The sequence below is a fragment of the Mucilaginibacter aquaedulcis genome, from assembly GCF_030409325.1.
GTDB lineage: Bacteria > Bacteroidota > Bacteroidia > Sphingobacteriales > Sphingobacteriaceae > Mucilaginibacter > Mucilaginibacter aquaedulcis.
The window spans coordinates 414,295-439,010 of the sequence record NZ_JAUFPR010000002.1 but is presented as its reverse complement, the minus strand read 5'-3'; the positions used below and the strand labels follow the sequence as shown (position 1 = coordinate 439,010).

The window sequence follows — 24,716 nt, the reverse complement described above, 5'->3', positions numbered from 1 at the left end:
TTACTTTAACATAGATAGACCAATTACTTCTTTTCCAGTGAGATAATAAAATAATCCCCTATATATACCCAAGGCCATTTATCTTTCAACTTATCTTCTTTGGCTTTCAGAAACTTATAGGTTCGCGGATATTTCTCGGCAAAACCCTCAAGGTATGATGGAGGAACTATTGTACAAAGTCCCTCAACTCCCAGCACCTTGTAAGATTGCTGCATTGTTTTAATAACGAATGATGGATGGTAATACCAGCATTTAAAATAAGTTCCCTCAATGTGAGCTGTTCTGCCTTTGTTGCTAAAAAACCTTCTGAATGCGGTTTTGAATTTACCTTTAAATACCAATAAGGTTTCCCACAAACAAAACTTAGGAATAATGACCATAGTAACCTTACCTTCTGGCTTAAGTAACAAGTCAAATGATTGAAGTACTTTTTCTAATTCGCCGGTGCAATTAAGGCCACCAAAATTTGAAAATATGTGATCAAATGGCCCTTTATTCTTTAATCGGTCAAGCTGTGTAAATGAGCAAATTTCCTGGCTTATCCTATTGCGATATGAAGCTGTTTTTTGCTTTAATACCTGTTGCATTCCGGTTGATATATCCGTTGCATGAACCTGATGGCCTTCCTGCGCAAAAAATATAGCATCCTCGCCAGTACCACTATTTAATTCCAATATGTGGCTGCCTGGTGCTAAATGACCTAAAACATGCTGCCTTACCCTGGCCCTTTTATAATTAATAATTGTATTGGCCGAGTAAATCTGATCGAATATTTTCGACTGCCTGCTAAAAGCAGTTGAGGCATCGTTTTCATTAGTTAATATGCTTGTTTCGGTCATGACACTTTCTCCAGTTGATTTAACTTATATCCCTCTATAACCATGGCCGGTGCGTGATACAAAACAGAGGCTGCTTTTTTGATGCGCTTCAAATTGAGTTTAAAGGGATTAGTGAGTAGTTTGACAAGATTATACTGAGCCAAATGGGCATGATAATTCTGGTGAACGTATTTATGCAATTGTTTATAATATGCAGGACTAAACGTATTGCTGAACATCAAGGCCATCTCGTCAGAGTCTGTCCAGTTGGTTTTCTGCTGCAGATCTGCCTTTACCTTTTCATAAAATAATGTTCCTGGTAATGGATAAGAAACGGATATACCTATTTCAAACGGTAAAAGGGTATTGATCATCCGGATAGTTTTGGCGATGTCGTCCTTGGTTTCGCCGGGATAGCCAAATTGTATAAAGAAGGATGGTTTAATACCATGCTTTTTCATAAGGATTGTAGCCGTACTGATCTGTTCAATACTGGTGCCTTTGTCCATGGCATCCAATATTTTTTGTGAACCACTCTCGGCTCCTATCCATACATTATCACAGCCCGAAGCTGCGAGAGCCTGTACAGTTTCATCATCCAAAAGCAAATCGGCCCTTGATTGCAGTTTATATTTAAACCGGATGTTTTCCTTTTCAATAAGCTTTGCAAATTCAACTATCCAACCTGGTTTTAAGCCAAAAATGTCATCACAAAACCAAACGTGATCCATATTAAACAGCTGTTTAATCATTTTCAGCTCACTGATCACATTTTCGGGGCTACGCGAATTGTACCGGTTACCATAAATGGGTTTGGCACACCAGTTACATTTAAAAGGGCAACCACGGGTAGTACCTACGTTTATTGAAAAATATCCTTTATGTTGTAACCAGCATGCCCGATAAGGGGTAATATCAACCAAATCCCATGCTGGTAAAGGTAAGCTGTCAAGGTCTTTTAGAACAGGGCGGGCCAATGTTTTAAATGGAACGTTTTCTTTTATATAAGCTAACCCTTGAATACCTGCATGATCAGTCTCACCATTTTTGATGGAATTAACTAATTGTAACAAAGTTTGTTCGGCTTCGCCAATGATCACAAAATCTGCACCTTCCTGCAAATATTCTTTATAACGATCGGTTGAATCGGAACTGGATACTATTACTTTACATCCGCGTTGCTTTGCCAGTTTACACATTTTAAATGCGGCCTCGCGCATATTGGTAAGGCACATTTTGGTGAGGTAGTTAAACCCATCATCATATATAACAAAAAAATCAGGCTGAATTTCATCAAGAGCATCAATAACCTCAAAGGGAGAATGTCTGAACATGGTATCAAATAAGGATACCTGGTAATTATTCTGCCGCATTAAAGCCGCAGCGTATATTGTACCCAGTGGCGCGTATGGTTGCCCCTGAGCCCATTGCTTAGGATCAAAACGCAAAAAATAGGAATGCGTAAAAAGTATATTGTTTAACTGTTCCATAAGTTAACTAAGACTGGTTAATGGCGACAGGTTAAGCGAACAAACACACTTAACACAGGTTAAATTGGCTGATGTATCCAATGATCTTCGGAATGCGATAGCCTCGTCGCTATTCAAAATATCGTTAAGCGGTTTATCCCTGATATTACCAATAGTATCCATAAAAAAGCATGGCCTCACCGCACCGTCAGCCTCAACTACGGTTGATACCCATGGCGCGTTGCATTTTTTAAAAGGAAAAGCATTCAGACCATAAAATGCCGCATAATAGTGATATATATCAGTGATCTTTGCACGACTTTCGGCAATAAAACCATTATCAAAGTCTGTATGGTATTCTTTTAATATATAGTCAATTACCTCATTTAATTCTGGAAGTTCGCGTTCTGCAATCAGTATTTCATCCTGCTTGGGCTCTGTCCAGGCTTGTTGGCGGTTAAAGGCATGGCTGCTAACATCGGCAGGTAGAAAACTTACCTGGTTAAGCCCCATTTTTTTTGATTCAGCAATAATTGCATGCCAGTTTCTGTAGTTAAGGCGGTGTATCACTGTACGGCCTGTAATACGGTAATCCGGATTTAATTTCTTAATATATTCAACACCTTCCTTAAGCTTCCGAAACGCGTTGGGTATGTTTCTGATAGCATCATGTAAAGGCTCATCACCATCTAACGAAACAATAAGATCGTCAACCAAGGTCAGTATTTGCTCGGCATTATTTTTTATAGAAAGGCCTGTAGTAAGCAGGGTAACCTTTACATCAATACCTTTGAGAATGCGGCATAGCGTAAAGAAGTTAGCATTCAATAAAGCTTCCCCCCCAGACATTAACACTTGCCTTGTACCCATTTTTTTGAGGGAAGAAAGCAAACCGGTGATATCCTTTTCTGTCAGTTGTTTCAGGTTTTTATTATCCTTCCATATATCACACATAACGCAACGGCAGTTACAGGCGCTATGTGGCATAAGTATCACAATAGGCAATGCCGATATACGGTGCGTTTGCAATGTGCGGTAACGCTTAAAAGTATGATATAAAGATTGACCTGGCATAATTAAGGTTTTAACATAATCCAATAAAAAACATCTTTCTTAACTATGCGATTCCACAAACCGCGTGGATTAAATAATACTCTGGGGTTAAATTTGGTAATTTCATTAAGCGTATGATGATAGTAATGATCGGCCATGCTTGGGAAGCCCATATCTTGATAATATTGCCTGCATCGTTGAGCCGCAATACCAGCCCGTTGCTCATCATAAAAAGGCGTATCTATTATATGAACTTCGCCAACCTTTGTTAATAAGGCAAAGGCATTGTCTATAACCGTATCTAACGATTGAAAGTATTGCACTGAAGCAGCAAATATGATAACATCAAATTTTACCTTTCTATCAAAAGTTTCCTGATCAAACCCACGCTGTATAAACCACAGATTGGGTTTTTTAAATACCCGACGGGCTTGTTCTATTTCCACCAGATTGGGGTCGAGTCCTGTTACCTTTGCATTAAGTATATCGGCAAGTTGTGCAGATAACCAACCATTGCCACAACCAATTTCAAGAATGTTAAGCGGTTTCTCTAAAGCCATGAGATAAGTTATCAAGCGTTTGCTTGAACGCTGCCTTATGATCCATTCCTTATAAAACCGATGCCCCTCATCAATAACCGGAAGTTGAGCTACCTGTTTGTCGGTATATGTTCTGCCCTCTTTTTCACGTATAGCAATATACATCTCCTCCAATACTTCATCAGAAGTATCGGTAACAGCGGGGATCATATCTAATTTACTTTCTTTCAAAGTTTTATACTGATTAAAAACCTTGTATTTCAGGTTGTCGATATTGCCAAAACCTTTGCAGTAGCTTTATTTCGTAAGGATACTTGTATATATTGGTTTTGTAGCGCAGGGTGGATAAAAGCTTGATCGATCTTCTTTTCAAGTCGTTCAGTTTTATATCTGTAACTGTTGGATAAACACCGTTCAATACGGTTTCGAAATTCCTGATCTTATCTATCATTTCCGGTTTTATCCATGGTGTTAGCGGATTTTTACGCAGGTCAAAACTCTCCCACGCCGGGCTTATCCAGTCTTCCAGAGTTTGCGGGTATTTAAATCCCTGCTCTAAAACTTGTTTGTAAAGCTCTGATCCTTCGGTCGGTACAGGCGTATAAGTGTATATAACTATTTCGGTTTTAGGGTTAACTTCTTTTACTCTTTTTATAAAGTTGATCTCAAAATCTATTTGCTGTTGTACCTTTTCCTGGGTGGCTGCTGGTGTACCTAATACAAAGGAATATTCCGGAATAATATCAAACTTTTTCAAACGCTCAGCAAACCGGATAATCTGTTCGCCGGTTTGTGTACCACCTTTGTCCATCTGTTCAAGTATGCTGTCGTTGCCACTTTCAGCACCAAAAAAAATGCATTTACAGCCTGACGCGCGTATTATCTCTAAAGATGAATCCTTAAACTTGTCCATAGTATCTATACGAGCCATGCCCCACCATGTCATGTTTTCAGGTTGAATAAGTTTAGCAAACTCTACCGCTCGTTTTTCTGATACAAAAAAGTTATTATCGTGAAACTCAACAGCATCGGCGCCCCAGTTATCTTTAATGTATTTAACATCTTTATAAACCTTTTGAGCCGACTTTGCCTTCCAACGCGCTTCGTAAATAGGCACTACCGCACAAAATGAACAAGTAAAAGGGCAACCAATACTTGAATGATAAGCCATGGTATGCTCTCCTAAATAAGTCTTTCCTAAAAATTTACCGAGGGGATAAAAGTTATTTAACTTATCATAAGGCAGCGGTGGCAGTGAGTCCTGATCAAGAAGATCCTCTTTAATTGTTTTGGTTATTTTACCATCGGCTTTGTATATCAGGTTTTTTATAAATTCGTAGGGTTTATGATTTTCAAGTGCATCTATCAGTAATGGAAAAGCATTATCGCCAGGCCCATTAATAATAAAATCAACGTAACGTGAATCAAGAACTACTTTAGGTTGATTTGATGGAAAATAACCGCCCCATATCATTGTGGTATAAGGATATCTTTCCTTTATGGCTTTTGATATCTCGATAGCCTGCTTTAATTGAGGGCCGGGCATAACAGTAAAACCGAGGTAACCATATTCTCCTGTTCTTAAATAGCTTTCTATTTTCTCCATCGGATCGGCTTCACAATTGCCGTCAACAATGGTCCAGTCATATTTTCCCTCAATAGAGGCAGCAATATTTAATATGGAATTAGGTATCCGGTATTTGGCAATAGCACTTTTAGGATTAAATAGTATTACTTTATTGATCTTAGTTGCCATATTAATAATTCATAACGAGCAGATATCCGACACTGAAGCAGTCATCAATTTTACCAATGATACAATGACCGTTTACTGTATACTACGCTGCGTTTTTACATGTGGTTGCCTGTATTAATAATAAAATGCAGGGGCAACCTTAAGCTTTATAAAACCGTTATTGTTATATAAGAAGCAGTATATGTTAGGCACCATAAAAAATTATATACAAAATAGAGTATCGGGCAAGGCAGTAACAGAAAAAAGCGCAGTAGAAGCCTACGATCTATGGTCTGACGATTATGATAAACAACCCGATAACCTCATGCTTCATCTTGATGGTAAATTATTCTACTATCTTATTAGCCAGATCAATATTCAGGGTAAACAGGTAGCAGATATTGGTTGTGGTACCGGCAGGCACTGGTCAGTTATATTTGATAAACAACCCGGAGCTTTAACTGGTTTTGATGTATCTGGCGGTATGCTGCAAAAGCTAAAAGAAAAATACCCACAGGCTCAAATCCGACAAATCACCGACAACCTCTTTTCAGATGTTCCGGATGAAACTTATGATGTGATCATATCCACACTTACGGTTGCTCATATTGAAAATATTGAAGAAGCCCTGCAATCATGGACGCGTTTATTAAAAAGTGGCGGAGATATGATTATAACAGATTTTCATCCGCATACGCTGGCATTCGGGGGTAAACGTACCTTTAAACATAATAACGCTGTAATGACCGTACGAAACTATGTTCATCCCATTTATACCATTAAAGATGTTTTACTTCGTAATAACTTTCAGTTAATGAGCCAGGAAGAAATAAAAATTGATGAAAGCATGAAACCATTTTATACAAAACAAAACGCTATGCATGTGTTTGAAAAATACAATGGCTTCCCAGTAATATACGGTATACATTTAAAAAAGGGATAATGATACTCCATGGATTGAAACAGGCAACCGGCGGGGCTTCAGTTAGTATTGATATTTTTCAGAATAAGATCAATAATGTATCTCCAACTAATACTATTGATGATACTGACACGCTGCAGCTTTATTTCAATGACGCTCTGGTTTTTCCAGGCCTTATCAATTCCCATGATCATCTTGATTTTAATTTATTTCCAAAGTTAGGTAAACGCATTTATACAAATTATACTCAATGGGGTGCTTACATACATCAACAATTTAAGTATGAAATAAATAATGTATTACAGGTACCATCTGAACTCCGCATTAAATGGGGGATTTACAAGAACCTGCTTTGCGGCGTTACAACAGTAGTTAACCACGGTGAGCGTTTATCCCTTGATGATGCTCTTATTACAGTTTATGAGGATACTCACGATCTGCACTCTCCAGCCTTTGAAAAAGCATGGAAACTAAAAATAAACAATCCGCTCAAAAGAAAACTTTCTGTAGTAATCCATACAGGTGAAGGTACTGATGAAGAAGCGGGAGATGAAATTCACCGTTTAATATCCTGGAATATCCTTCACAGAAATTTGATTGGTATTCACGGCGTGGCCATGAACACGCAGCAAGCAAACCATTTTAAAGCTATTGTGTGGTGCCCGCAATCAAACTATTTTTTGTTAAATAAAACGGCACCAATACACCAACTCAAACATAATACGTCTGTTATATTCGGCACAGACTCTACCCTGACAAGTGACTGGAATATTTGGGAGCATATTGCCCTTGCACGCAAAACGAGTTTGCTAACCGATGAGGAATTATATAATTCACTTACTATTGAGCCTTCAAAAACGTGGGGATTGAATACCGGACAGCTTACCCCTGGTAAAGATGCCGATATAGTTATTACCAGAAGAAAAGATAAAAAAAAAGATCTTGATGCTTTTTATGAAGTATCTCCGGCAGATATTTTGTTGATTATGCATCAGGGAAAAATTCGTCTGTTTGAACAGGAACTCTTGCCCCAGTTGGCTCCTGATTTACGGGGAATGCATTTTAGTCTTGTTAAAATAAATGGAAGCTTTAAATATGTGGAGGGTAATTTAGAAGCGCTAATTTCTGAGATCAGAGAATACCTGCCAGAATTTGTTTTCCCGATAGAGATTATAGGTCGCCAAATTATATGATCAGTAGTTATATAAAGCCATTACTTTTGCAACTACCATTTGTATTGGATGAACCAACACGGGTTCGTATATAGGGTTAGGATTATCAAGTAATTCTTCAATTATACTCGGCAAATGCTCTGCATTATCCGGAACATGATGATTTGAGTGGCGTTCATTCATCGGGTTCACCAGACTTACCACTTGTGCACCGGCATACAGCGCTTCGTTCAGTACCATGCCATAACCCTCATAAGCAGAGGTATGTAAAAACACCTTAGAACGTTGCATCAAAGCCAATACTTCAGCGTGCTGTAACTCGCCTTTTAGCTCTACGTTATCAGTCAGGTTTAGTTTAACGATCTGTTTTTTCAGGGATTCGATTTCTGGCCCTTTCCCACATATAACCGCTTTTATATGAGGAAATTTTTGTGTCAGATTTTTGATCACATTAATAAACAGATCATACTGTTTAAGCGGAATAAGTGATCCTGCACCTATGACATCAATATCTCTAACATCGTTATTTAAAGGCTTAAATAGCGAGGTATCAACACCGGGCGGAATAACATAAGCCGGTTTTATACCATAATTAATACTAAATTCCCTAACCAAAAAATCAGACAGCGCTATCAGCATATCTCCATCCGGATTAATCTGCTTCACGTAATTATTGCCGGCTTTTGCATCCTGGCCGAGCATCCAGCAATAATGTTTCAGATTGTTTTTGCGTGCAAAGCGCTTGCCTATAAGCGCACACTCGCCAAGCCAGAAACTTAGCAAACCAGATATCTCGTATTTTTTATTCAGATCTTTTAGTACACGTAAGGCGCTTTTCCAGGTAAAAAGCCGGTAAGGTCCTCCCCTGGCCTTTCCCCCTAACGCTATTACTTCTACTCCATGCCACTTATATGTTATGGCTTCAAAAGGATACTGAAAGCTAACCACTATGATATTAAGCTGCGGATAACATTGCTTTAATGCCTTTACAAATACTTGCTGTGGTGGTATACAGGTTGTATCATTCTCATTAACCGGGAAACCCGGACTTATTATCACCAACGCTTTTTGCTTGTTCATGCCAATGTTATCAGTTTGTTGCAATAAGTGAGGCTTGTGGTATTATGTGTTACAAACAGAATAATTTTGCCACTTTGAGCCAGCTCCCTTAACTGAAGCAGGATAATATTTTCTGCCTGCTGATCCATTTCGCCAAAAGGCTCATCAAGTATCAATAAATCAAAATCATGATATAGCGCCCTTGCCAGCATAATCCTTTGCCGCTGGCCTCCACTCAGGTTTTTCCCACTTTCTCTGATCATTTGGTATAATCCCTCGGTATCTTTGTTTAATAATGAATCAAGACCGCAAAAATTAACTGCAAAGTTTAACCTATCCCGATCATATTCATCATCGCTGAGGGTAATGTTTTTCAGAATGGTATCATGTATAAGATAATTTTGCTGCTTTACATAGGCTATCTTTTTCCAATACTGCTTTCTTGTATTTACATTGGCAATTTGATCATTGATTAAAACATGGCCTTCATCAGGTTGCAAAAAGCCTAAAAGTAAATTGATCATGGTGGTTTTTCCTCGTCCGGAGATAGCTGATATGCCCGCAAAATCAGCCTGCCTAATATTAAAACTGAAGTTTTTCAATATCGGATGATCTTTATATCTGAAGCTGACGTTATTAAATCCAATTTCGCACAAGGGCAGAATAAAGTCAGGAGATGTATTGTTTTTTGGGAATCGTTCCTCCTTTACCATTAGCAAATCATTCAGCGTAAACTCATAAGTTTTAATTTGCCCGGTGCTGTTTAATATTTTAATGATACCCGGAATAATTTTATAAGCTGCAGCCATAAAAATACCAATGGTCAATAAATCTATAACCGGCCTATGAGCCGACCATTTGTTGATCAGTAGGAGGATAAAGAAACCTAATACAGCAAAAACCTCTACTAATCTTGAAGGGAGTCCTTGTAGTGTTTGCTGTGAAGCTATATTGTTATTTAATTGCTGCTGATAGTTGTAATAACGATTGGTTAAAAAATCACTTTTATGATAAATATTGCTTTCTATATAGCCTGATAATGACTCCTGTAAATGCTGAAGGGTTTTCTCGCTTGTAAGTTTGGTATTTACCCTGATCTGTTTTGATCGTTTTCTGATAAAGTAACCCAACACCAGTATGGGTGGTAACAATAACAGCAGCAACATTAAAAACAATATTGGTTGATAAATAAGGATCGCACTTATAGTAAACAGGATCAGAATAGCCTGTGATATGATCTGCTGAACATTAGTTAAAATATAATGACTAAATTCAATGGGCTGCTGACTTATTTGCCGGATATGAATAGATGAATCAACATTCACAAATCGTAGATAGTCTCCTTTAAGATAATAAATGATATTCCTTTTTGATAAGCGTGAGGCTACATTATAAAAAAAATGATGTTGAAATTGAAGTATCCCATACCCTAACCAATTTTTGAGACAAAACAGGACTAAAAAAACACTGATCAACAGCAATGAATCTTTATTAAACCAGCTAATCGGAAATAAAAAATTAGAGAAGTTTATAGTTTTGGAAGAAGTATAAAATCCAATAACCAGCAACAGTGTCCCTAAAAAAGCAATATCAAGCACACTGATAACCAGATCAAACAGGATCAGCCTGTAAAATCGTGCCTTTTCCTTAGTATTTAAAAGGATTGATATTCCTTTAATGATGTGCTTCAAAATGCCGGATAAAGTATTGTTGTTACTTTATCATTACGAAGGGTAAGCTGCATTGGTTGCCACCGGATTTAAAGTAAAAGGGCCTGATAATGCAATTATCAGGCCCTTTTACTTTATAAAGGAATAGTTATTATTTGTTAACCTTGATCTCTACTCTGCGGTTTAATACTCTACCCTCTTCGGTATTGTTATCACCAATAGGGTTGGTTTCGCCTAAGCCTTTTACAGAAAGGTTATCTCCATTAATGCCGCTGTTTACCAGGTATAATTTTACAGAGTTTGCTCTTTCTACAGATAGTTCCATATTATGTTCTGGAGTACCTTCGGCTGATGCATTACCGTTTAATACAAATTTAACGGTATTATCTTTTTTCATTTCAGCAGCAGCTTTATCTAATGTTTGATAAGAAGATGTTCTTAAAACAGCTGAGTTAAATTCAAACTGAATATTGCTGAAATTATAATTTGGTTTTGGTGCCGGCGGCGGTGGGGTTTCCTTTTTTTCAGGTGCCGGAGCAGGTGCCGGTTGTGGCTTAGGTGCGTAAGTTTGTTCTGTTTCAACAGGTACTGGTTTTTGAGCCAGCTTTTTTGATTTGCAGGATAATACCGTAACGGCTAATAATGCGAAAATTAAAGTAAATAAGGGTGTTTTAAAAGCGTTCATAGCTAAAGTTTGTTTTTTTGTAAACATAAAAAATATTAGTGATTTCAAGCAAAATTGAATTTATCACTTCGGTAAATAAATGGTTTAACGCGGCTTTTGTTTTATAACGGGCACTTATCCATTTGGTAATTAAACGGTAATTGAGTACTGTAAGTATGCAAAATGAATAACCTGAATACCCGCATCGATACAACTTCAACACAAAAGCAGTTGTCATTATCAAATCCACTTTACAAACAAATTGTTATATTGGTAATCAATTGTAAATTAAATCTATCTGTATGAAACTGTCTTCGTTTATAACCTTTCTTCTCGTAATTGTAGCAATTCCTTGTGTTGCGCAAAGTATATCAGGCACTTACGCAATAAAAAATGTACAGACCGGAATGCTTTTAAGAGTAAAGGATGCAGAATCAAAAAATGGCACACCGCTGGTAGCCTACCACCCGGAAAACTGGAAGTGTATGACATGGAACTTTAAAAACACAGGATCAAACACTTACCAGTTACAAAACCTGTTCACCAATAAAACATTTCAGCCAGTAACTAAAGCAGCTGCCAACGTAGCTTTTGAAGAACAGCCCCTGGTAGCCAATGCCCCTAATCAGCAATATGAGTTTATAGCTGTAAAAAAAGACACTTATCTTATTAAGCTTAAAGATACCGATCTGTATGTTACCCCTGCCGATCCTAAAGGAGGTGTCAACTCCGCTATCATATTAGCGCAAAAACGGAATACACCAGATCAGTACTGGAGCATTTATGAACAAAATCCTACTATGTAAACCAATAAAGTTATTAGTTATTTTTTCATTCTGATGTGGCTTGATTTAAATTAGAATGATATTTATTAAATTATAATTTGAATGCGTTTTGTAACAGATGATTGACCAATGTGTCTGATTACAGAACTATAAATACCATTATAACCTATTTACGTATTATGAAGCATATATCGATACTTGTGCCTAAAAGGGCCATATTGGGAAGTTTAGAGGGTTCGCGCCAGCTTTTAACACAGGTAAACCAGTTTTTCATGGCTGCCGGTAAAGATCCTATCTTTAAAGTTGAACTGGTTGGCCTTAGCAAAGAAACCCCTGTTAGCGGTGGCCTATTTACTGTTAATGCCAATAAAACAATTGCCGAGGTGTCAAAAACAGACCTCATCATTATCCCTGCAATTGATGGTGATATTAGTGTTGAAGTTGAAAACAATAAAGATTTTTTACCTTGGATAACCGAACAATATAATAATGGCGCCGAGGTGGCTAGTTTATGCATGGGTGCGTTTTTATTGGCCTCAACAGGTTTATTAAATGGCAAAAAGTGCGCTACTCACTGGATGGCGGCAAATGATTTCAGAAGAATGTTCCCTGAGGTAACGCTGGTTACTGAAAAGATCATTACCGACGAACAAGGTCTCTATTCAAGCGGTGGGGCCTTCTCTTATCTTAACCTTATTCTGTACTTGATTGAAAAATTTGCCGGCCGCGATATTGCTATTTTAAGCGCAAAAGTATTTGCTATTGAAATGGAACGTAATAACCAGTCATCGTTCATTATTTTCCAAGGGCAAAAAGATCATGCCGATGATCCAATAAAAAAAGCGCAGGAATTTATTGAGAAAAACTACCAGGAAAGGATTACGGTTGAACAGCTGGCCTCCATGTTTGCCTTAGGTCGCCGCAATCTGGAACGCAGATTTAAAAAAGCAACAGCCAATACAGTGGCCGAATATATACAACGTGTAAAAATAGAAGCGGCTAAAGTAAGTCTTGAAACTTCACGCGAAAATGTAAATGAGGTGATGTACAATGTTGGATACACTGATACCAAGGCTTTTCGTACCACATTTAAACGTATCACTGGCTTATCTCCAATTGATTATCGTAACAAATATCAGCGCGAATACGCAACATAATATTATTCGCAAAAGATCAGAGACACAATTATTCATAACAAAAAAGGAGGGCAGTTATGCCCTCCTTTTTTGTTGGATATGTACCAGATGATTAATAACCTGGATTTTGGTACATTTTAACAGGGTTTAACTTGGTTTCGTTAAACGGAATTGGGAAAAACCTGTCTTTAGTGGTAAAGTTTGACAATAGAGCCGTGCCGAAGTCGGCCTGGTTTTTACTGTGGAAATATGCTACCAATTCATCAGTAGTAAATGTTCTCAACAGATCGAATAAACGGTGATGTTCAAATGCAAGCTCTACACGTCTTTCGTGTAATATAGCCAGCTTAAGCGTTGGATACTTTGAAGCATAAGTAGGATCTTGTGAAGATACTTCATAAGTAGGCATACCAGCTCTTGCGCGTACCATATCAAGGTTTTGGATAGCTGCCGCAGTGTTACCTAAATACATGTTTACTTCAGCAAGCATCAGGATCACATCTGCGTAACGCATCAATATCCAATCATTACCGCCATAACCATTTTTACTCGCACCGGCGCTTGCATCTCTGAACTTGGTTACAAACCAATCTTTAACAGTAGCATCATTGGCAAATTTAATTGAGAATGCACCGCGTGGATCATTAGCCTCATAATCATTCACCAGATCATGTGTTACATTATTACCGACACTACTTGATGATTTTAATGAGTTAATGGTTTCACCTTTAGCCTGGTTATTTGCAGCAATGCTTGAACTGTAAACAGGGTCGCCCTGTATGTTCACTATCTGCCAAATCAACTCTGGGCAACTGCCTTTTTTTGTTACGTCAAATACATCGGTATAAGGAATATCCTTCAGGTTACCAAAAGTTTTAGCGTTATAAGCTGCTGTAAGGCTTGTTAACGCGTTATTCAGATTTTCCGTTTTATTAGCATCCAAAGTAGTAGCCATAGTTAAATAAACCTGACCCAGCAAAGTGTTTACAGCAGCCAATGATATACGGCCAATTGTACCTGCGGCCTGGGTAGCAGGCAAAGGGCTTCCTTGAGCATCTTTCAAATCGGCAACTATTTGTGCATATACAGTAGCTTGTGGCGTACGTGCGGTACTTGCTGCAATCTCATCCAGATCTGTAAACTGCTTGGTAACCAATGGCACATCACCCCATTCCCTAACCATATGAAAATATATCAAAGCACGTATAAATTCAGCTTCAGCTTTATATTGCTGTTTGGTTTCGGGCTTTGCGAAATTTACCTTATCAATGTTTGATAATACAATATTACAGTTAGATATAACCGAATACATAGCACTCCAATGCGAAAATAAATAGCTATTGGTAGGTATTAATGAGAAGTTGTTAAATCCGAAAGGCTCGCCAGCGTTTGATTGATTATCATTTGTCCCGGTGTCATCAGAACGTTGGTCGGTCCACAGATCGCTTCCTTCACCTATGGTGTTACCACTTCTTAATTGAGCATAACAACCATTCACTGCTAATAACACGTCATTTTCAGTTTTAAAAGCTTTGCTTATTAAAGAAGCATCGGGGTTACTCTGCTCCAAAAAGTCTTTTTTGCATGAACCCAGTGTCAATAATACAACCAGGCTAAACAACTTTATATTTATATTCTTCATTTGCTTCAGAATTATTTTTTAATTAAAAGGTGGCTTTTACACCCAAATTATACGAACGTACCAACGGATAAACACCATAATCAATACCAGGGGTAAGATTTGTATTTGATGAACCGCTGTACGAATAGTTGTAATTAACCTCAGGGTTATATCCTTTATATTTGGTAATGGTAAATCCATTGTTAACCGCACCATATATTCTTAATGAACCTAAACCCAGGTTACGGCTTATGTAATCAGATTTAAGCGTGTAACCCAATGTCATATTGGTATTTCTTAAGAAAGATCCGCTCTGTAAATAAAAGGTTGATAACCTGGTGCTGTTACTTTGTGTACTACCACGTGATGCCCGGTAAACGCTTCCCGCACCCGGGGAGGCTGCATTACGGTAACGATCAGCCACATCAGCGTATTGGTTACCTGAACCCTCCATATTGTACAAGTAGTAATCTTGTCCGTCAACTATTTGATTGCCGTAAGAACCGGCAAATGATGAGCTGAAATAGAAGTTTTTGAAGGTTGCATTGATAGCAAAACCATAGGTAAATTTAGCATACGGAGTACCAATAATACCTGCATCTTTGGCATTAACTACACCATCGCCGTTAACATCCTTGAAATAAAGATCACCTGCTTGTATCGGAGTAGTTGAAAATGTTGAAATAGGCGGACCTTTGATTTTATAACCAGCCGGATAAGACTGCGTAGCTGGATTATAGTTAGCACGGTCTGTAGCTATGTTAGCAAGATCTGCCTGAGTTACCATACCGGCCACTTTATAACCGTAAAACATCCCCACCGGTTGCCCTGCCTGAGTAATGTTGGTTAAATATGAACGCTCGGCACCTGCGCTGATAATGGTATTGCTACCGCCAAGGTTCAATACCTTGTTACGGTTTATAGATATGTTACCACTTAGATTTAAGCTAAAATCTTTTTGTGCAATTACCTTACCGTCAACTTGAAAATCTAATCCTTTATTGCTTATTCTTGATTCAGGGCCTAAATTGGTTGTAACAGTTGTACTTCCTGAAATAGCAGATATAGGTTCTTTAAATAATAAATTGTATGAATGGCTTAGGTAATAATTTACAATAATAAAAAGGCGTCCTTTAAGTAAGCCTAAGTCAGCACCAAAGTTATATTGTGATGTTGTTTCCCAAGTTAAATCCGGATCAGCAATATTGCCTGCGGTAAGCGAAGGTGCTGTAGCACCAGGGTTACCAAATACCACGTTTGCCGGCGAGTTAAAATACTGCTGTGCAGTATAATTACCAATATTATTATTGCCGCTTAATCCCCAGCTGGCACGTAACTTAACGGTTGACTGATCGCCAAGCCAGCCATGATAAAATGACTCATCAGACAAGTTCCATCCTGCTGATACCGATGGGAAATTTGCATATCTTGTTTTAGAACCAAAACGAGAAGCTCCATCTGTACGGAACGAAGCAGATAGGAAATATTTACTGTCGTAGTTATAATTGATCCTTCCCAGGTATGACAATAATGTATAAGTATCATCTCCGGTTGGCTGGATGCCTTCAAAATAAGAACTTTGAGGTGTTATAAGTGTTATTTGTGCCGGGTTAGCACCGCTAATATTAGGTATATTATCATTTTGGAAACCAGTACCTTGTAAAGAAAGGACATTATTAGTGGTTTTTTGAGCAGTATAACCCGCTAATGCATCAAAATGGTTTTTACCTAACTGTTTGGTATAGTTTAAAGTGAACTCACCTAATTGATCACGATAATCAATGGTTTGGCGTATAGCCTTTGCTGCCTGTATTGATTGAGATGAACCTGGAGGGTTTGCGCCATTACTAATATTAGTAGGTAAATAATAGTTATAGTTTTCGGCATAAGTTTGCATACCCAGGTTGGCATTGAAAGAAAGACCATCCCAGATATTGTAGTTAGCATGAACGTTATAAGTACCCCTGTCGCCTATACGGTTTATCTTAATTAACGTTGCTGTAGCTAACGGGTTTTCAATTGATTGATATGCATAAGCTGTTGACTGTGCTGCCGCAACATTTGTAGCAATGCTGCCATCAGGGTTGTAAGCTGGGAAAAATGGCATATATATTAATGCGCCAAATGCCGGGCTATGATCCCAACGACCATCTTGCGACTCCTGATTGGTAGTTTGTGTAAATGCGATGTTGGCACCTACTTTTAATCTCTTACCGATTTGGCCATCAATGTTGGCACGCAGGTTAATTTTTTTCTGTCCTGTACCCAGCATAATACCAGGCTGATCCTGGTAACCAGTACTGAAATAGTACCTTGTACCATTCGAATTACCTGAGAATGAGAGGTTGTGACTTTGTGTTACCGGGTGACGGTATAGCTCATCTTGCCAATCGGTATTAACCGTTTGATGAATAAGTGATTGTGTTGCGAAGTTATATAAATAAGGCGGAACGCTTACTGAACCCGCGTTTCCAACATTGGCAATACGTGTTGCATTCGGATCAGAATACATGGCATCGTTCCAGGTATGACCGGTAGTTACCCAAAGATCATGGTATGAGTTATTACGGCCATCTATTACCAGCTGAGCAAACTGATCTGAATTTAAAAGATCAACTTTTTTTGCCAGGCCGTTAACGCCAACCTGTGCATCATATTCAAATTTACCTTTGCTGTTTTCTTTAGTACCGTGTTTGGTTGTGATCAGAACTACACCACCTGCAGCCCTTGAACCGTAAATAGCCGCTGATGCAGCATCCTTCAATACATCAATTGATTCTATATCATCAGGATTGATAAATAAATCGTTACCGGCCGCATAACCATCAATTACATACAGTGGGTCTGAACTCGCAAGGAATGATCCTACACCACGTACGTTGATTTTAGTGGTTGAGTAAGGCGATCCGCTAACTTGTGCCACCTGAACACCTGCTACCTTACCAACAAGTGCCTGACCTGCAGTTGGTGCAGTTAAGTTCAACTCCTCTGATTTAACGCTGGCAATAGCACCTGTAAAGTCACTTTTACGTACAGTTTGATAACCTATAGCAACTACTTCGTTAAGAATATTAGTTGAAGGCATCAGTTTGATGTTTAATTGTGTTTGATTACCAGTTACAATTTCCTGATTGGCATAACCCACAAAGGCAAAAACAAGGGTTGAGCCCTGCTCAACGGTAATGGTATATTTACCGTTAATGTCTGATGCCGTTCCTTTATGTGACTTTTTTTCATAAATACTTACACCGGGCAAGGGTAAGCCTTTTTCGTCGGTTATAGTACCTGATATTTTTACAGGTGCTTCTTCTGCAGCCTTGTTAATGATACTCGTTTTGATATAGTTTGCATGTACAGGTTGTAATGATGCAAACAGTAAAATCAAAAGAAGAGCTTTAATCTTTATAAGATCTCTTTTTAAAAGATTGGGTGTAATCTTTTTATACATATATTTAAATGTTGATTGTTAATGGTAACTACTGAAAGCATTGCAACCGCTTTTCCAGTTATTTGACAATTGATTCCGGACCTGGAGAATATGGGCGTATTCTCCGGTTCATTTTTTTCGCCGGTTTCGATCTTAGAATAGAGAGGTATCTACATAGGCAAAAATTTAATGATTAAATAAATATCGTTTTATCAATATAATATATATATTTATAATATTTACGAACTTATATTATAAATATCTTAATGAAAAGACAAAATTAATTCAATAGTCTTAAGAGAATAAAGCCTCAATGTTAAGTTTATATTAACCACATAAAAGTTACTCACATATCGTTTCGGCATTGTTCACTACAAAACACACTAATTTTACCAGGCAGTATTAGTAAATGTTACGTTATTTTTTCGTGAAGACGATACTGCTATACCTTTGTCTGGGCTACCTAGAAATGAAAACCCTTCAAGCTCATCCTGCTTTCCTTCGATGTTTACTTCTTTGATTACTTGTTGGGTACCCGTTTCAATTGACTTCTTCAGATCCACATAGGTGAAACGCCACATTCTTCCCTCCTTTTGGTTTTGAATAAGTACCAATGCATTTTTCGATGGTATCCAATGAAGATTTTGCACCCAGGCTGTACAGGTGAACTTTTTAAACAGGACTCCTTTATCACTCGTTTTGCCTGCTTTTTTCAAAGCAGCAGGATCGTACAACCTAACTTCGTTGCCGTTATTTCCATAATCGGCAGTAGCTACGTACCACTTATTATTATATTTAATATATTCAGGTCTCGTACCTTGAATACAAGCATCATCATCAATGGTATTTATAAGGTTACCATCAAGGGTTCCTGTTTTTAAAAGACCTTTCCAGTCAATACAATAAATTACGGCTTTCCATTTAGTGCCTTCCTTGTTAAGACGAATAGAATTACCCATAAAAGTTGGCTCTGTACCGTTGTAAGCTATGCCTGTTGGATGATTAATTACATCCTGTCCGTTTCGGGTAAGCTTATATTCCTTATTTATATAGGTTAAACTATCGCCTACCATTTTAAACTCACGGATCATACCTACTTCCCGGTCGCCATATAAAAATATTCTTCCGTTTTGATAGGATATTCCCTGGCACGCTCCTAATGAATCAATAGTAAAGGAACGCACTGTATTCATTTCAACCGTGTAAGTTAAAAATGACATTAACCCTAAGGATAAAACCGCTATTAATGCAAAGTATATTTTCTTCATAATATGATGTTTTTTAATAATATATAGTACTTAAAATAAAGATTACGACCTATGGATCAAGGGGTTCATCGGCATCAATCTGTAATGATGTGATAACCGGATAAAACTCCTGTTCAGTATCTGATAAGCGTTTACCTAATATATATGGCACATAACCAAGTTCTTTTTGGCACCGGCCAGCCATATTCTCTATAAAATAACTCTGGTATTTATCTGTAGAGGTAATGCATGGTTTGCTGAATGGCATCCCATAACGGAATATGATGCGCACACAATTGCGCATATTTGTGGTGGTATGGCGCGCGTGAGGATCAACAAATATGGCATTTTCTGGAACGTGCAATTTTTCGACCATATATTTTTTCATTTCATCAGCCTCGCAAAACTTTGTTTTATAGGGATGTACCTTCCCTCCTGACGTCATGATAAATGGTGCTAATCCTTCAAAATATCTCAGGGCGGCTACTCTGCAACGTAACATACCTTCAGCGCTTAAAGCTACTCCATCAACATCGGGTCCTGCACCCGGAATCAAGATCATTGTGTATTTATAATCACCCCATTTTATGGTTTTTATCCTGTTAAAAGCATTTTTATTTACTTTCAGCACCATTGGCTCATCATTGGCTGCATCTTCCCGCTCGTTTATTTCAAGGCATTGCAAGGCATAGTTCATTGATGGGGTAAAAAACAATTTTTCCTTTTTGTCTTCATCATATATAGTTGCGGAGGCATCATAAACAAGGTTAAGGTAAGAACGGCTCTTTACATTAAAAGCGATAGAATCAATCAGCGGATAATTTGGTTTTCTTCCTTCTGCGTACACTTCAATAGTATAATTAACTGCCTTTGCATCCTGCTCCCATGCTTTAACTAATAATTGAACCGGCGACAGATCCTTATATAATATATAAGTACCTGATGGTATCAAATCCAGTTTTACCAGGTTACCTAAAGCGTTATCTGGCTTGTATAAATTGGTCAATCGTTCACTAACAGCTTTTATTTCATCGTCGGTAAATTTGATGGTTTGCGTAAAGCATGATACATCTTTACACGTAGTAAGCGAAGCTTTGATATTTTCAAGCCGTGTTCGGGTTAATTTTACCAGTTCCGGATCATTACTAAGCATTTGCTTTGCAGCGACGTTACTTTGAAACAAAGTGAGCAGATAATAATTTTTAGTTTGAATAAAATTACTACCTACCAGCTTGTATTGAGGATCGGGGGCTTGGCCGTAACTATACAAAGTTGTTAAACAGAATAATACAATCAGATACTTTTTAAAATTCATGAGGTAAAGAATTTTTACTAATAAAAAACTTTTACTGATCAAATAATTAATAAAATCAACGAACACTTGATCATTTGCCGCTGTTCTTCTTTTTTATATTCAGATAAAACAAAGTATCCCTATTGGGTACTTTTATTACAAAATATTCTTATGGGTTTAGGATAGTGCTCAAAGCGTTTTTATCATAACAACACCAATGATTTAAACTTCTATAAAGTTTACCATCAGTTATTATAGGAGCAGAAAATAAGAAGAGCTTAGAGAAGTTGGTCACAAACTTATGTTGCAGGTTTGTTTGTGAGCCATATTTAGCTTTGTTTATGCAGCTAAACAATGATAAAGGTGATATAACACAAAGCCCTTTTTTCATGCGCTGCGAAATAACTCCCTTTATATTAACATATCATTAAGTGAAGGTAAACATAGCTACCATGAGCTATTACTACAACTTTGTTACAAAAGCTTGTAACAAGAATAATCATTTATTCGTTGGCTTTTCTGGCTGTGATCATAGCACCTATCACTACTCCTATAATTACACCTGCTTTTAAACTGTGCAAAATAAGGCCAATAACCAAGCCCACTATAAATCCACCTGCAAAATATCCTGGTTTTATTCTATTTATCATGAGGTGTAAAATTAGTTATCTCCTAAATAAAGCAAATAACTTTTTAAGCTGATGACAACCTGCTGTCATATAGGCTGATTAATTTTAACTTTATAATATAGCAACTTACATATGCAACATAATTATTTTGCCGCAACACGCATGCTTAATCAGCAAATTACAACGCCCGGCTTTAATAAGCCAGAGGAAGTTGTTAATTATATGGTAGCAATGCAGGCACAAGATTACGCAGGTGCCAAATGGGCTATTGGTTTGCGAATGCCGAACGCCAAAGACGATAAAATTGAGCAAGCCATAATTGACGGTAAAATATTACGTACCCATTTACTGCGACCAACCTGGCACTTTGTTTCGCCTACGAACATAAGGTGGCTGCTTACACTCACAGCTCCGAGGATTCATTCCGCTAATGCCGCCATGAACAAAAAATTTGAATTAAATGATAAACTATTCGCAAAAAGTAATGATATACTTGCCAAAGCCTTACAAGGCAACAAACAACTTGCACGGCCAGCTGTAGAAAGCCTTCTTACACAATCGGGCATTGCAACCAATGACTTACGCCTTACTTTATTATTGATGCGGGCCGAATTGGATCAGGTAATTTGTAATGGAGCCCGTGAAGGAAAACAGTTTACCTATGCCCTGCTTGATGATCATGCACCGCTTGTACCGCAGTTGAGTCACGAAGAAGCACTTACAAAACTTGCAACCGGCTACTTTAACAGCCGCGGGCCGGCCACTCTTCATGACTTTGCTTACTGGAGCGGTTTAACTATCTCTGACGCCCGAGTTGGACTTGAAAATTTAAAATCTCAACTGATTAATGAGATAGTTGATGATAAAACTTACTGGATGCCACATAGTAAAGATTTTCTATTACCACAAAAACCAACAGCTTATTTACTGCCAATGTATGATGAGTTTGCTATCGCCTATAAAGACAGGACTGCTATGGTTAACCCATTATATTTAAAGCAGGCTATGTATGTTATTTTTGACGCAGCAATTGTGGTTGATAGCCAGGTTGTGGGTACCTGGCAAAGAACCCTAAAAAAGACAAAAGCTGATATAACGCTTAACCTGTTTGGTAAGTTGAATAAATCGCAAACTATGGCTGTTGAATCTGCTTCAAAAAGATATCAAAAGTTTATGTTTTGAATGCTTGGTAAAATTGTCCATGTACTAACGAAATTCATCCATGTTACAGGAAGCCTGCAGTGTGCAACTTTGTATTGTCAATAACGACAATCAAAAAAATAAGACAATGGCACGTTTAAAAGCAATAAGCCCAGATGAGGCTACAGGTAAAACAAAAGAATTATTCAATGCAATACAAGGTAAATTAGGTGTTGTTCCAAATATGATGCGTACAATGGGAAACTCTCCCGCTTTGTTAGAAGGTTACTTAAATCTGAGCGGAGCTTTATCTCATGGATCACTTGGCTCAAAAACCGGTGAATTATTGGCGCTATATGTTTCAGAAAAAAACAATTGTGATTACTGTCTGTCTGCGCACTCCTATATTAGCGAAAAGCTGGTTCATATTGATAATGAGAGCATAGTAAATGCCCGTCATGGTAATGCAGCTGATGCTAAAACAGATGCCGCACTTAAATTTGCTAATATATTAGTAGCTAAAAATGGTTTAGTGAACAGCGATGATGTGGCAGCAGTAAAAGCTGCAGGCTTTACCGATGGTGAAATTGGCGAAATTGTTGGCCATGTAGCATTAAATGTATTAACCAATTATTTTAACAATACAGCCGATACAGAAATTGACTTCCCAGTGGCTAAACCATTAGCTGCTATTGAAGCCTAATTATTTTTGAGGTACAAACATATTAACAAAAAAAGTCAATAGTGCAAGCTGTTGGCTTTTTCTGATTTTTATCAATTAATTTAATCAAACCACATCATGAACTATCCAAAAATGGCTTTTACCGATGCCGTAAAAGATTTTCAGGAACGTTACGGAAGCCGGGCAACTTATGGCCGAATGGAACAACACCGGTATGTAGAAGGTTTTACTGAAAGTGAAGTTGAGTTTATAGAAAATCAGGATAATTTTTACATGTCGACCATAAGTGAAAACGGCTATCCATATATACAGTTTCGCGGTGGCCCCAAAGGTTTTTTAAAGGTAATTGACCAAGAAACACTTGGTTTTCTTGATTTTAGTGGCAATAAACAATACATTTCTACCGGCAACTTAGCCACTAACAATAAAACTGCATTGTTTTTACTTGATCAGGCAGCAAAAGCACGATTAAAAATATTTGCTGAGGCAAGCGTGCTCCCTATTGAGAGCAACACAGAATTATTTAATAAACTCAATCTGGATGACTATAAATTTAAGCCTGAAAGAATAATTTTGTTTAAAGTTAAAGCATACGATTGGAATTGTCCTCAACACATCACTCCAAGGTATACCCTTGAAGAGATCAGGGATGAGTTTGAGGCACAGCATGAGTACATTAACAAACTACGGGCCGAGAATGCGGCTTTAAAGGCTCAATTAGGTAAATAAATGTCAGAAGAAAAAAATACGTATACGATGGTTGATCCTATAACGGGTAACCTTGCCTTCAAACTCTTTTGGTTTGAAGACAACAGCTATTTTGATCATTTACAGCGTAATAATTTTTTTTCGATAATATGGATAAAAGAAGGAGAAGGTAAATTAAAGTCTGATTTTTCAACATATGATTATGAAGTTGATACTATGCTGGCATTTACTCCTTATCAGCCGTTCATGCTAACATCGGATATAAACATAAGCGGAGTAGCCATACAGTTTCACCCTGATTTCTTTTGTATCCATAAACATCACAAAGAAGTGTCATGCAGCGGCATTTTATTTGATAATATATACCATCCTCCATACATTAAAATTGATGAGGCAAGCGCTTCTACTTTTAATATTATGCTTAGCCAAATTAAAACCGAAATGCAAAATAATGCATTGGCTCAGTATGAAATACTGGTATCTTATCTTAAGATATTCCTGATAACAGCATCACGATTGAAATCGCAGCAACAAGCGCTTGAACAAGGCACAGACAAAAAGGATAAAGAACCATATATATTGAATAACCTGAAAGAAGCTATTGACGCTCATTATAAAACAAAACATACCGCAAGCGATTATGCTGATATGCTTAATATATCGGCTAAGGCATTAGCCCGTATTACTAAAACACATTTTAACAAAACAATCAGTAATCTCATTGCCGAACGGATTATTATTGAAGCCAAACGCGAACTGTATTTAACAAACAAGCCTATAAAAGAAATAGCTTACGAGTTAGGTTACGATGATGAATACTACTTTAGCCGCTTTTTTAAAACCAATGCCGATGTATCACCTCAATTATATCGTGATACCGTTGGTTTTGGCAGGGCGAGTGCCTAAATCAGCATAAAATAAACTTATACAAGTATATTTGGTTTTG

Annotated in this window: 21 protein-coding genes; 8 read left to right on the top strand and 13 right to left on the bottom strand. The window is 37.7% G+C overall.

The window, feature by feature from the left end; genetic code table 11:
• Positions 1-23: 23 nt before the first annotated feature.
• The 5 genes from QWZ01_RS06460 to QWZ01_RS06440 are packed head-to-tail and all read right to left on the bottom strand — an operon-like array spanning position 24 to position 5,635.
• Positions 24-839 carry a class I SAM-dependent methyltransferase gene (locus tag QWZ01_RS06460; RefSeq protein ID WP_290322477.1) on the bottom strand — a complete coding sequence of 272 codons (816 nt, stop codon included), beginning with the start codon at positions 837-839 and terminating at the stop codon, positions 24-26.
• A complete protein-coding gene (locus QWZ01_RS06455; RefSeq protein WP_290322476.1) occupies positions 836-2,308 on the bottom strand; it encodes a B12-binding domain-containing radical SAM protein in 1,473 nt (490 codons plus the stop codon). The genes QWZ01_RS06460 and QWZ01_RS06455 overlap by 4 nt, the downstream gene beginning before the upstream one ends.
• Before the next feature lie 3 nt (positions 2,309-2,311).
• Positions 2,312-3,361, bottom strand: coding sequence for a radical SAM protein (locus QWZ01_RS06450; protein WP_290322475.1), 1,050 nt, complete (start codon positions 3,359-3,361; stop codon positions 2,312-2,314).
• A 2-nt stretch (positions 3,362-3,363) separates the two neighbouring features.
• Positions 3,364-4,110, bottom strand: coding sequence for a class I SAM-dependent methyltransferase (locus QWZ01_RS06445; protein WP_290322474.1), 747 nt, complete (start codon positions 4,108-4,110; stop codon positions 3,364-3,366).
• 13 nt (positions 4,111-4,123) lie between these two features.
• Positions 4,124-5,635, bottom strand: coding sequence for a B12-binding domain-containing radical SAM protein (locus QWZ01_RS06440; protein ID WP_290322473.1), 1,512 nt, complete (start codon positions 5,633-5,635; stop codon positions 4,124-4,126).
• Positions 5,636-5,816: 181 nt separating this feature from the next.
• Between QWZ01_RS06440 and QWZ01_RS06435 the strand changes: the two genes are divergently transcribed.
• Both QWZ01_RS06435 and QWZ01_RS06430 read left to right on the top strand, forming a co-directional pair.
• Positions 5,817-6,557, top strand: coding sequence for a class I SAM-dependent methyltransferase (locus tag QWZ01_RS06435; protein WP_290322472.1), 741 nt, complete (start codon positions 5,817-5,819; stop codon positions 6,555-6,557).
• Positions 6,557-7,729, top strand: coding sequence for an amidohydrolase family protein (locus tag QWZ01_RS06430; protein WP_290322471.1), 1,173 nt, complete (start codon positions 6,557-6,559; stop codon positions 7,727-7,729). Before QWZ01_RS06435 ends, QWZ01_RS06430 begins: the two co-directional genes overlap by 1 nt.
• Here the strand turns inward: QWZ01_RS06430 and QWZ01_RS06425 are convergent, their stop codons facing one another.
• The 3 genes from QWZ01_RS06425 to QWZ01_RS06415 form a co-directional block, all read right to left on the bottom strand.
• Positions 7,730-8,788: a glycosyltransferase family 4 protein gene (locus QWZ01_RS06425; protein WP_290322470.1), complete on the bottom strand. Its 1,059-nt coding sequence runs from the start codon at positions 8,786-8,788 to the stop codon at positions 7,730-7,732. It lies immediately after the preceding gene.
• On the bottom strand, positions 8,785-10,458 hold the full coding sequence (locus QWZ01_RS06420; protein WP_290322469.1) for an ATP-binding cassette domain-containing protein: 1,674 nt from the start codon (positions 10,456-10,458) through the stop codon (positions 8,785-8,787). The genes QWZ01_RS06425 and QWZ01_RS06420 overlap by 4 nt, the downstream gene beginning before the upstream one ends.
• A 130-nt stretch (positions 10,459-10,588) precedes the next feature.
• Positions 10,589-11,122: an OmpA family protein gene (locus tag QWZ01_RS06415; RefSeq protein ID WP_290322468.1), complete on the bottom strand. Its 534-nt coding sequence runs from the start codon at positions 11,120-11,122 to the stop codon at positions 10,589-10,591.
• Positions 11,123-11,403: 281 nt separating this feature from the next.
• Here QWZ01_RS06415 and QWZ01_RS06410 point away from each other — a divergent pair, with 281 nt between their 5' ends.
• Together QWZ01_RS06410 and QWZ01_RS06405 are read left to right on the top strand one after the other, a co-directional pair.
• The gene (locus QWZ01_RS06410) at positions 11,404-11,907 is read left to right on the top strand and encodes an RICIN domain-containing protein (protein ID WP_290322467.1); all 504 of its coding nucleotides are present in this window, start codon (positions 11,404-11,406) and stop codon (positions 11,905-11,907) included.
• A 158-nt stretch (positions 11,908-12,065) separates the two neighbouring features.
• Positions 12,066-13,043 (top strand): GlxA family transcriptional regulator, encoded by a 978-nt coding sequence (locus QWZ01_RS06405; RefSeq protein WP_290322466.1) that lies wholly within the window; start codon positions 12,066-12,068, stop codon positions 13,041-13,043.
• A gap of 91 nt (positions 13,044-13,134) precedes the next feature.
• Here QWZ01_RS06405 and QWZ01_RS06400 read toward each other — a convergent pair whose 3' ends face one another.
• The 5 genes from QWZ01_RS06400 to QWZ01_RS06380 all read right to left on the bottom strand — a co-directional run bounded on the left by QWZ01_RS06400 (position 13,135) and on the right by QWZ01_RS06380 (position 21,261).
• Positions 13,135-14,664, bottom strand: a complete 1,530-nt coding sequence (locus QWZ01_RS06400; protein WP_290322465.1) for a RagB/SusD family nutrient uptake outer membrane protein — start codon at positions 14,662-14,664, stop codon at positions 13,135-13,137.
• A gap of 22 nt (positions 14,665-14,686) precedes the next feature.
• Positions 14,687-18,028, bottom strand: coding sequence for a SusC/RagA family TonB-linked outer membrane protein (locus tag QWZ01_RS06395; RefSeq protein ID WP_290322464.1), 3,342 nt, complete (start codon positions 18,026-18,028; stop codon positions 14,687-14,689).
• Between the two features lie 431 nt (positions 18,029-18,459).
• The gene (locus tag QWZ01_RS06390; protein ID WP_290322463.1) at positions 18,460-19,338 is read right to left on the bottom strand and encodes a hypothetical protein; all 879 of its coding nucleotides are present in this window, start codon (positions 19,336-19,338) and stop codon (positions 18,460-18,462) included.
• A 49-nt stretch (positions 19,339-19,387) separates the two neighbouring features.
• Positions 19,388-20,632 (bottom strand): YdcF family protein, encoded by a 1,245-nt coding sequence (locus tag QWZ01_RS06385; protein ID WP_290322462.1) that lies wholly within the window; start codon positions 20,630-20,632, stop codon positions 19,388-19,390.
• A 482-nt stretch (positions 20,633-21,114) separates the two neighbouring features.
• Positions 21,115-21,261: a hypothetical protein gene (locus tag QWZ01_RS06380; protein ID WP_290322461.1), complete on the bottom strand. Its 147-nt coding sequence runs from the start codon at positions 21,259-21,261 to the stop codon at positions 21,115-21,117.
• 111 nt (positions 21,262-21,372) lie between these two features.
• Between QWZ01_RS06380 and QWZ01_RS06375 the strand changes: the two genes are divergently transcribed.
• The 4 genes from QWZ01_RS06375 to QWZ01_RS06360 all read left to right on the top strand — a co-directional run bounded on the left by QWZ01_RS06375 (position 21,373) and on the right by QWZ01_RS06360 (position 24,676).
• The gene (locus QWZ01_RS06375; protein WP_290322460.1) at positions 21,373-22,422 is read left to right on the top strand and encodes a winged helix DNA-binding domain-containing protein; all 1,050 of its coding nucleotides are present in this window, start codon (positions 21,373-21,375) and stop codon (positions 22,420-22,422) included.
• Positions 22,423-22,462: 40 nt separating this feature from the next.
• The gene (locus tag QWZ01_RS06370) at positions 22,463-23,083 is read left to right on the top strand and encodes a carboxymuconolactone decarboxylase family protein (RefSeq protein WP_290322459.1); all 621 of its coding nucleotides are present in this window, start codon (positions 22,463-22,465) and stop codon (positions 23,081-23,083) included.
• Positions 23,084-23,179: 96 nt separating this feature from the next.
• A complete protein-coding gene (locus tag QWZ01_RS06365; protein ID WP_290322458.1) occupies positions 23,180-23,791 on the top strand; it encodes a pyridoxamine 5'-phosphate oxidase family protein in 612 nt (203 codons plus the stop codon).
• Positions 23,792-24,676, top strand: coding sequence for a helix-turn-helix domain-containing protein (locus tag QWZ01_RS06360; protein ID WP_290322457.1), 885 nt, complete (start codon positions 23,792-23,794; stop codon positions 24,674-24,676).
• Positions 24,677-24,716: the final 40 nt, after the last annotated feature.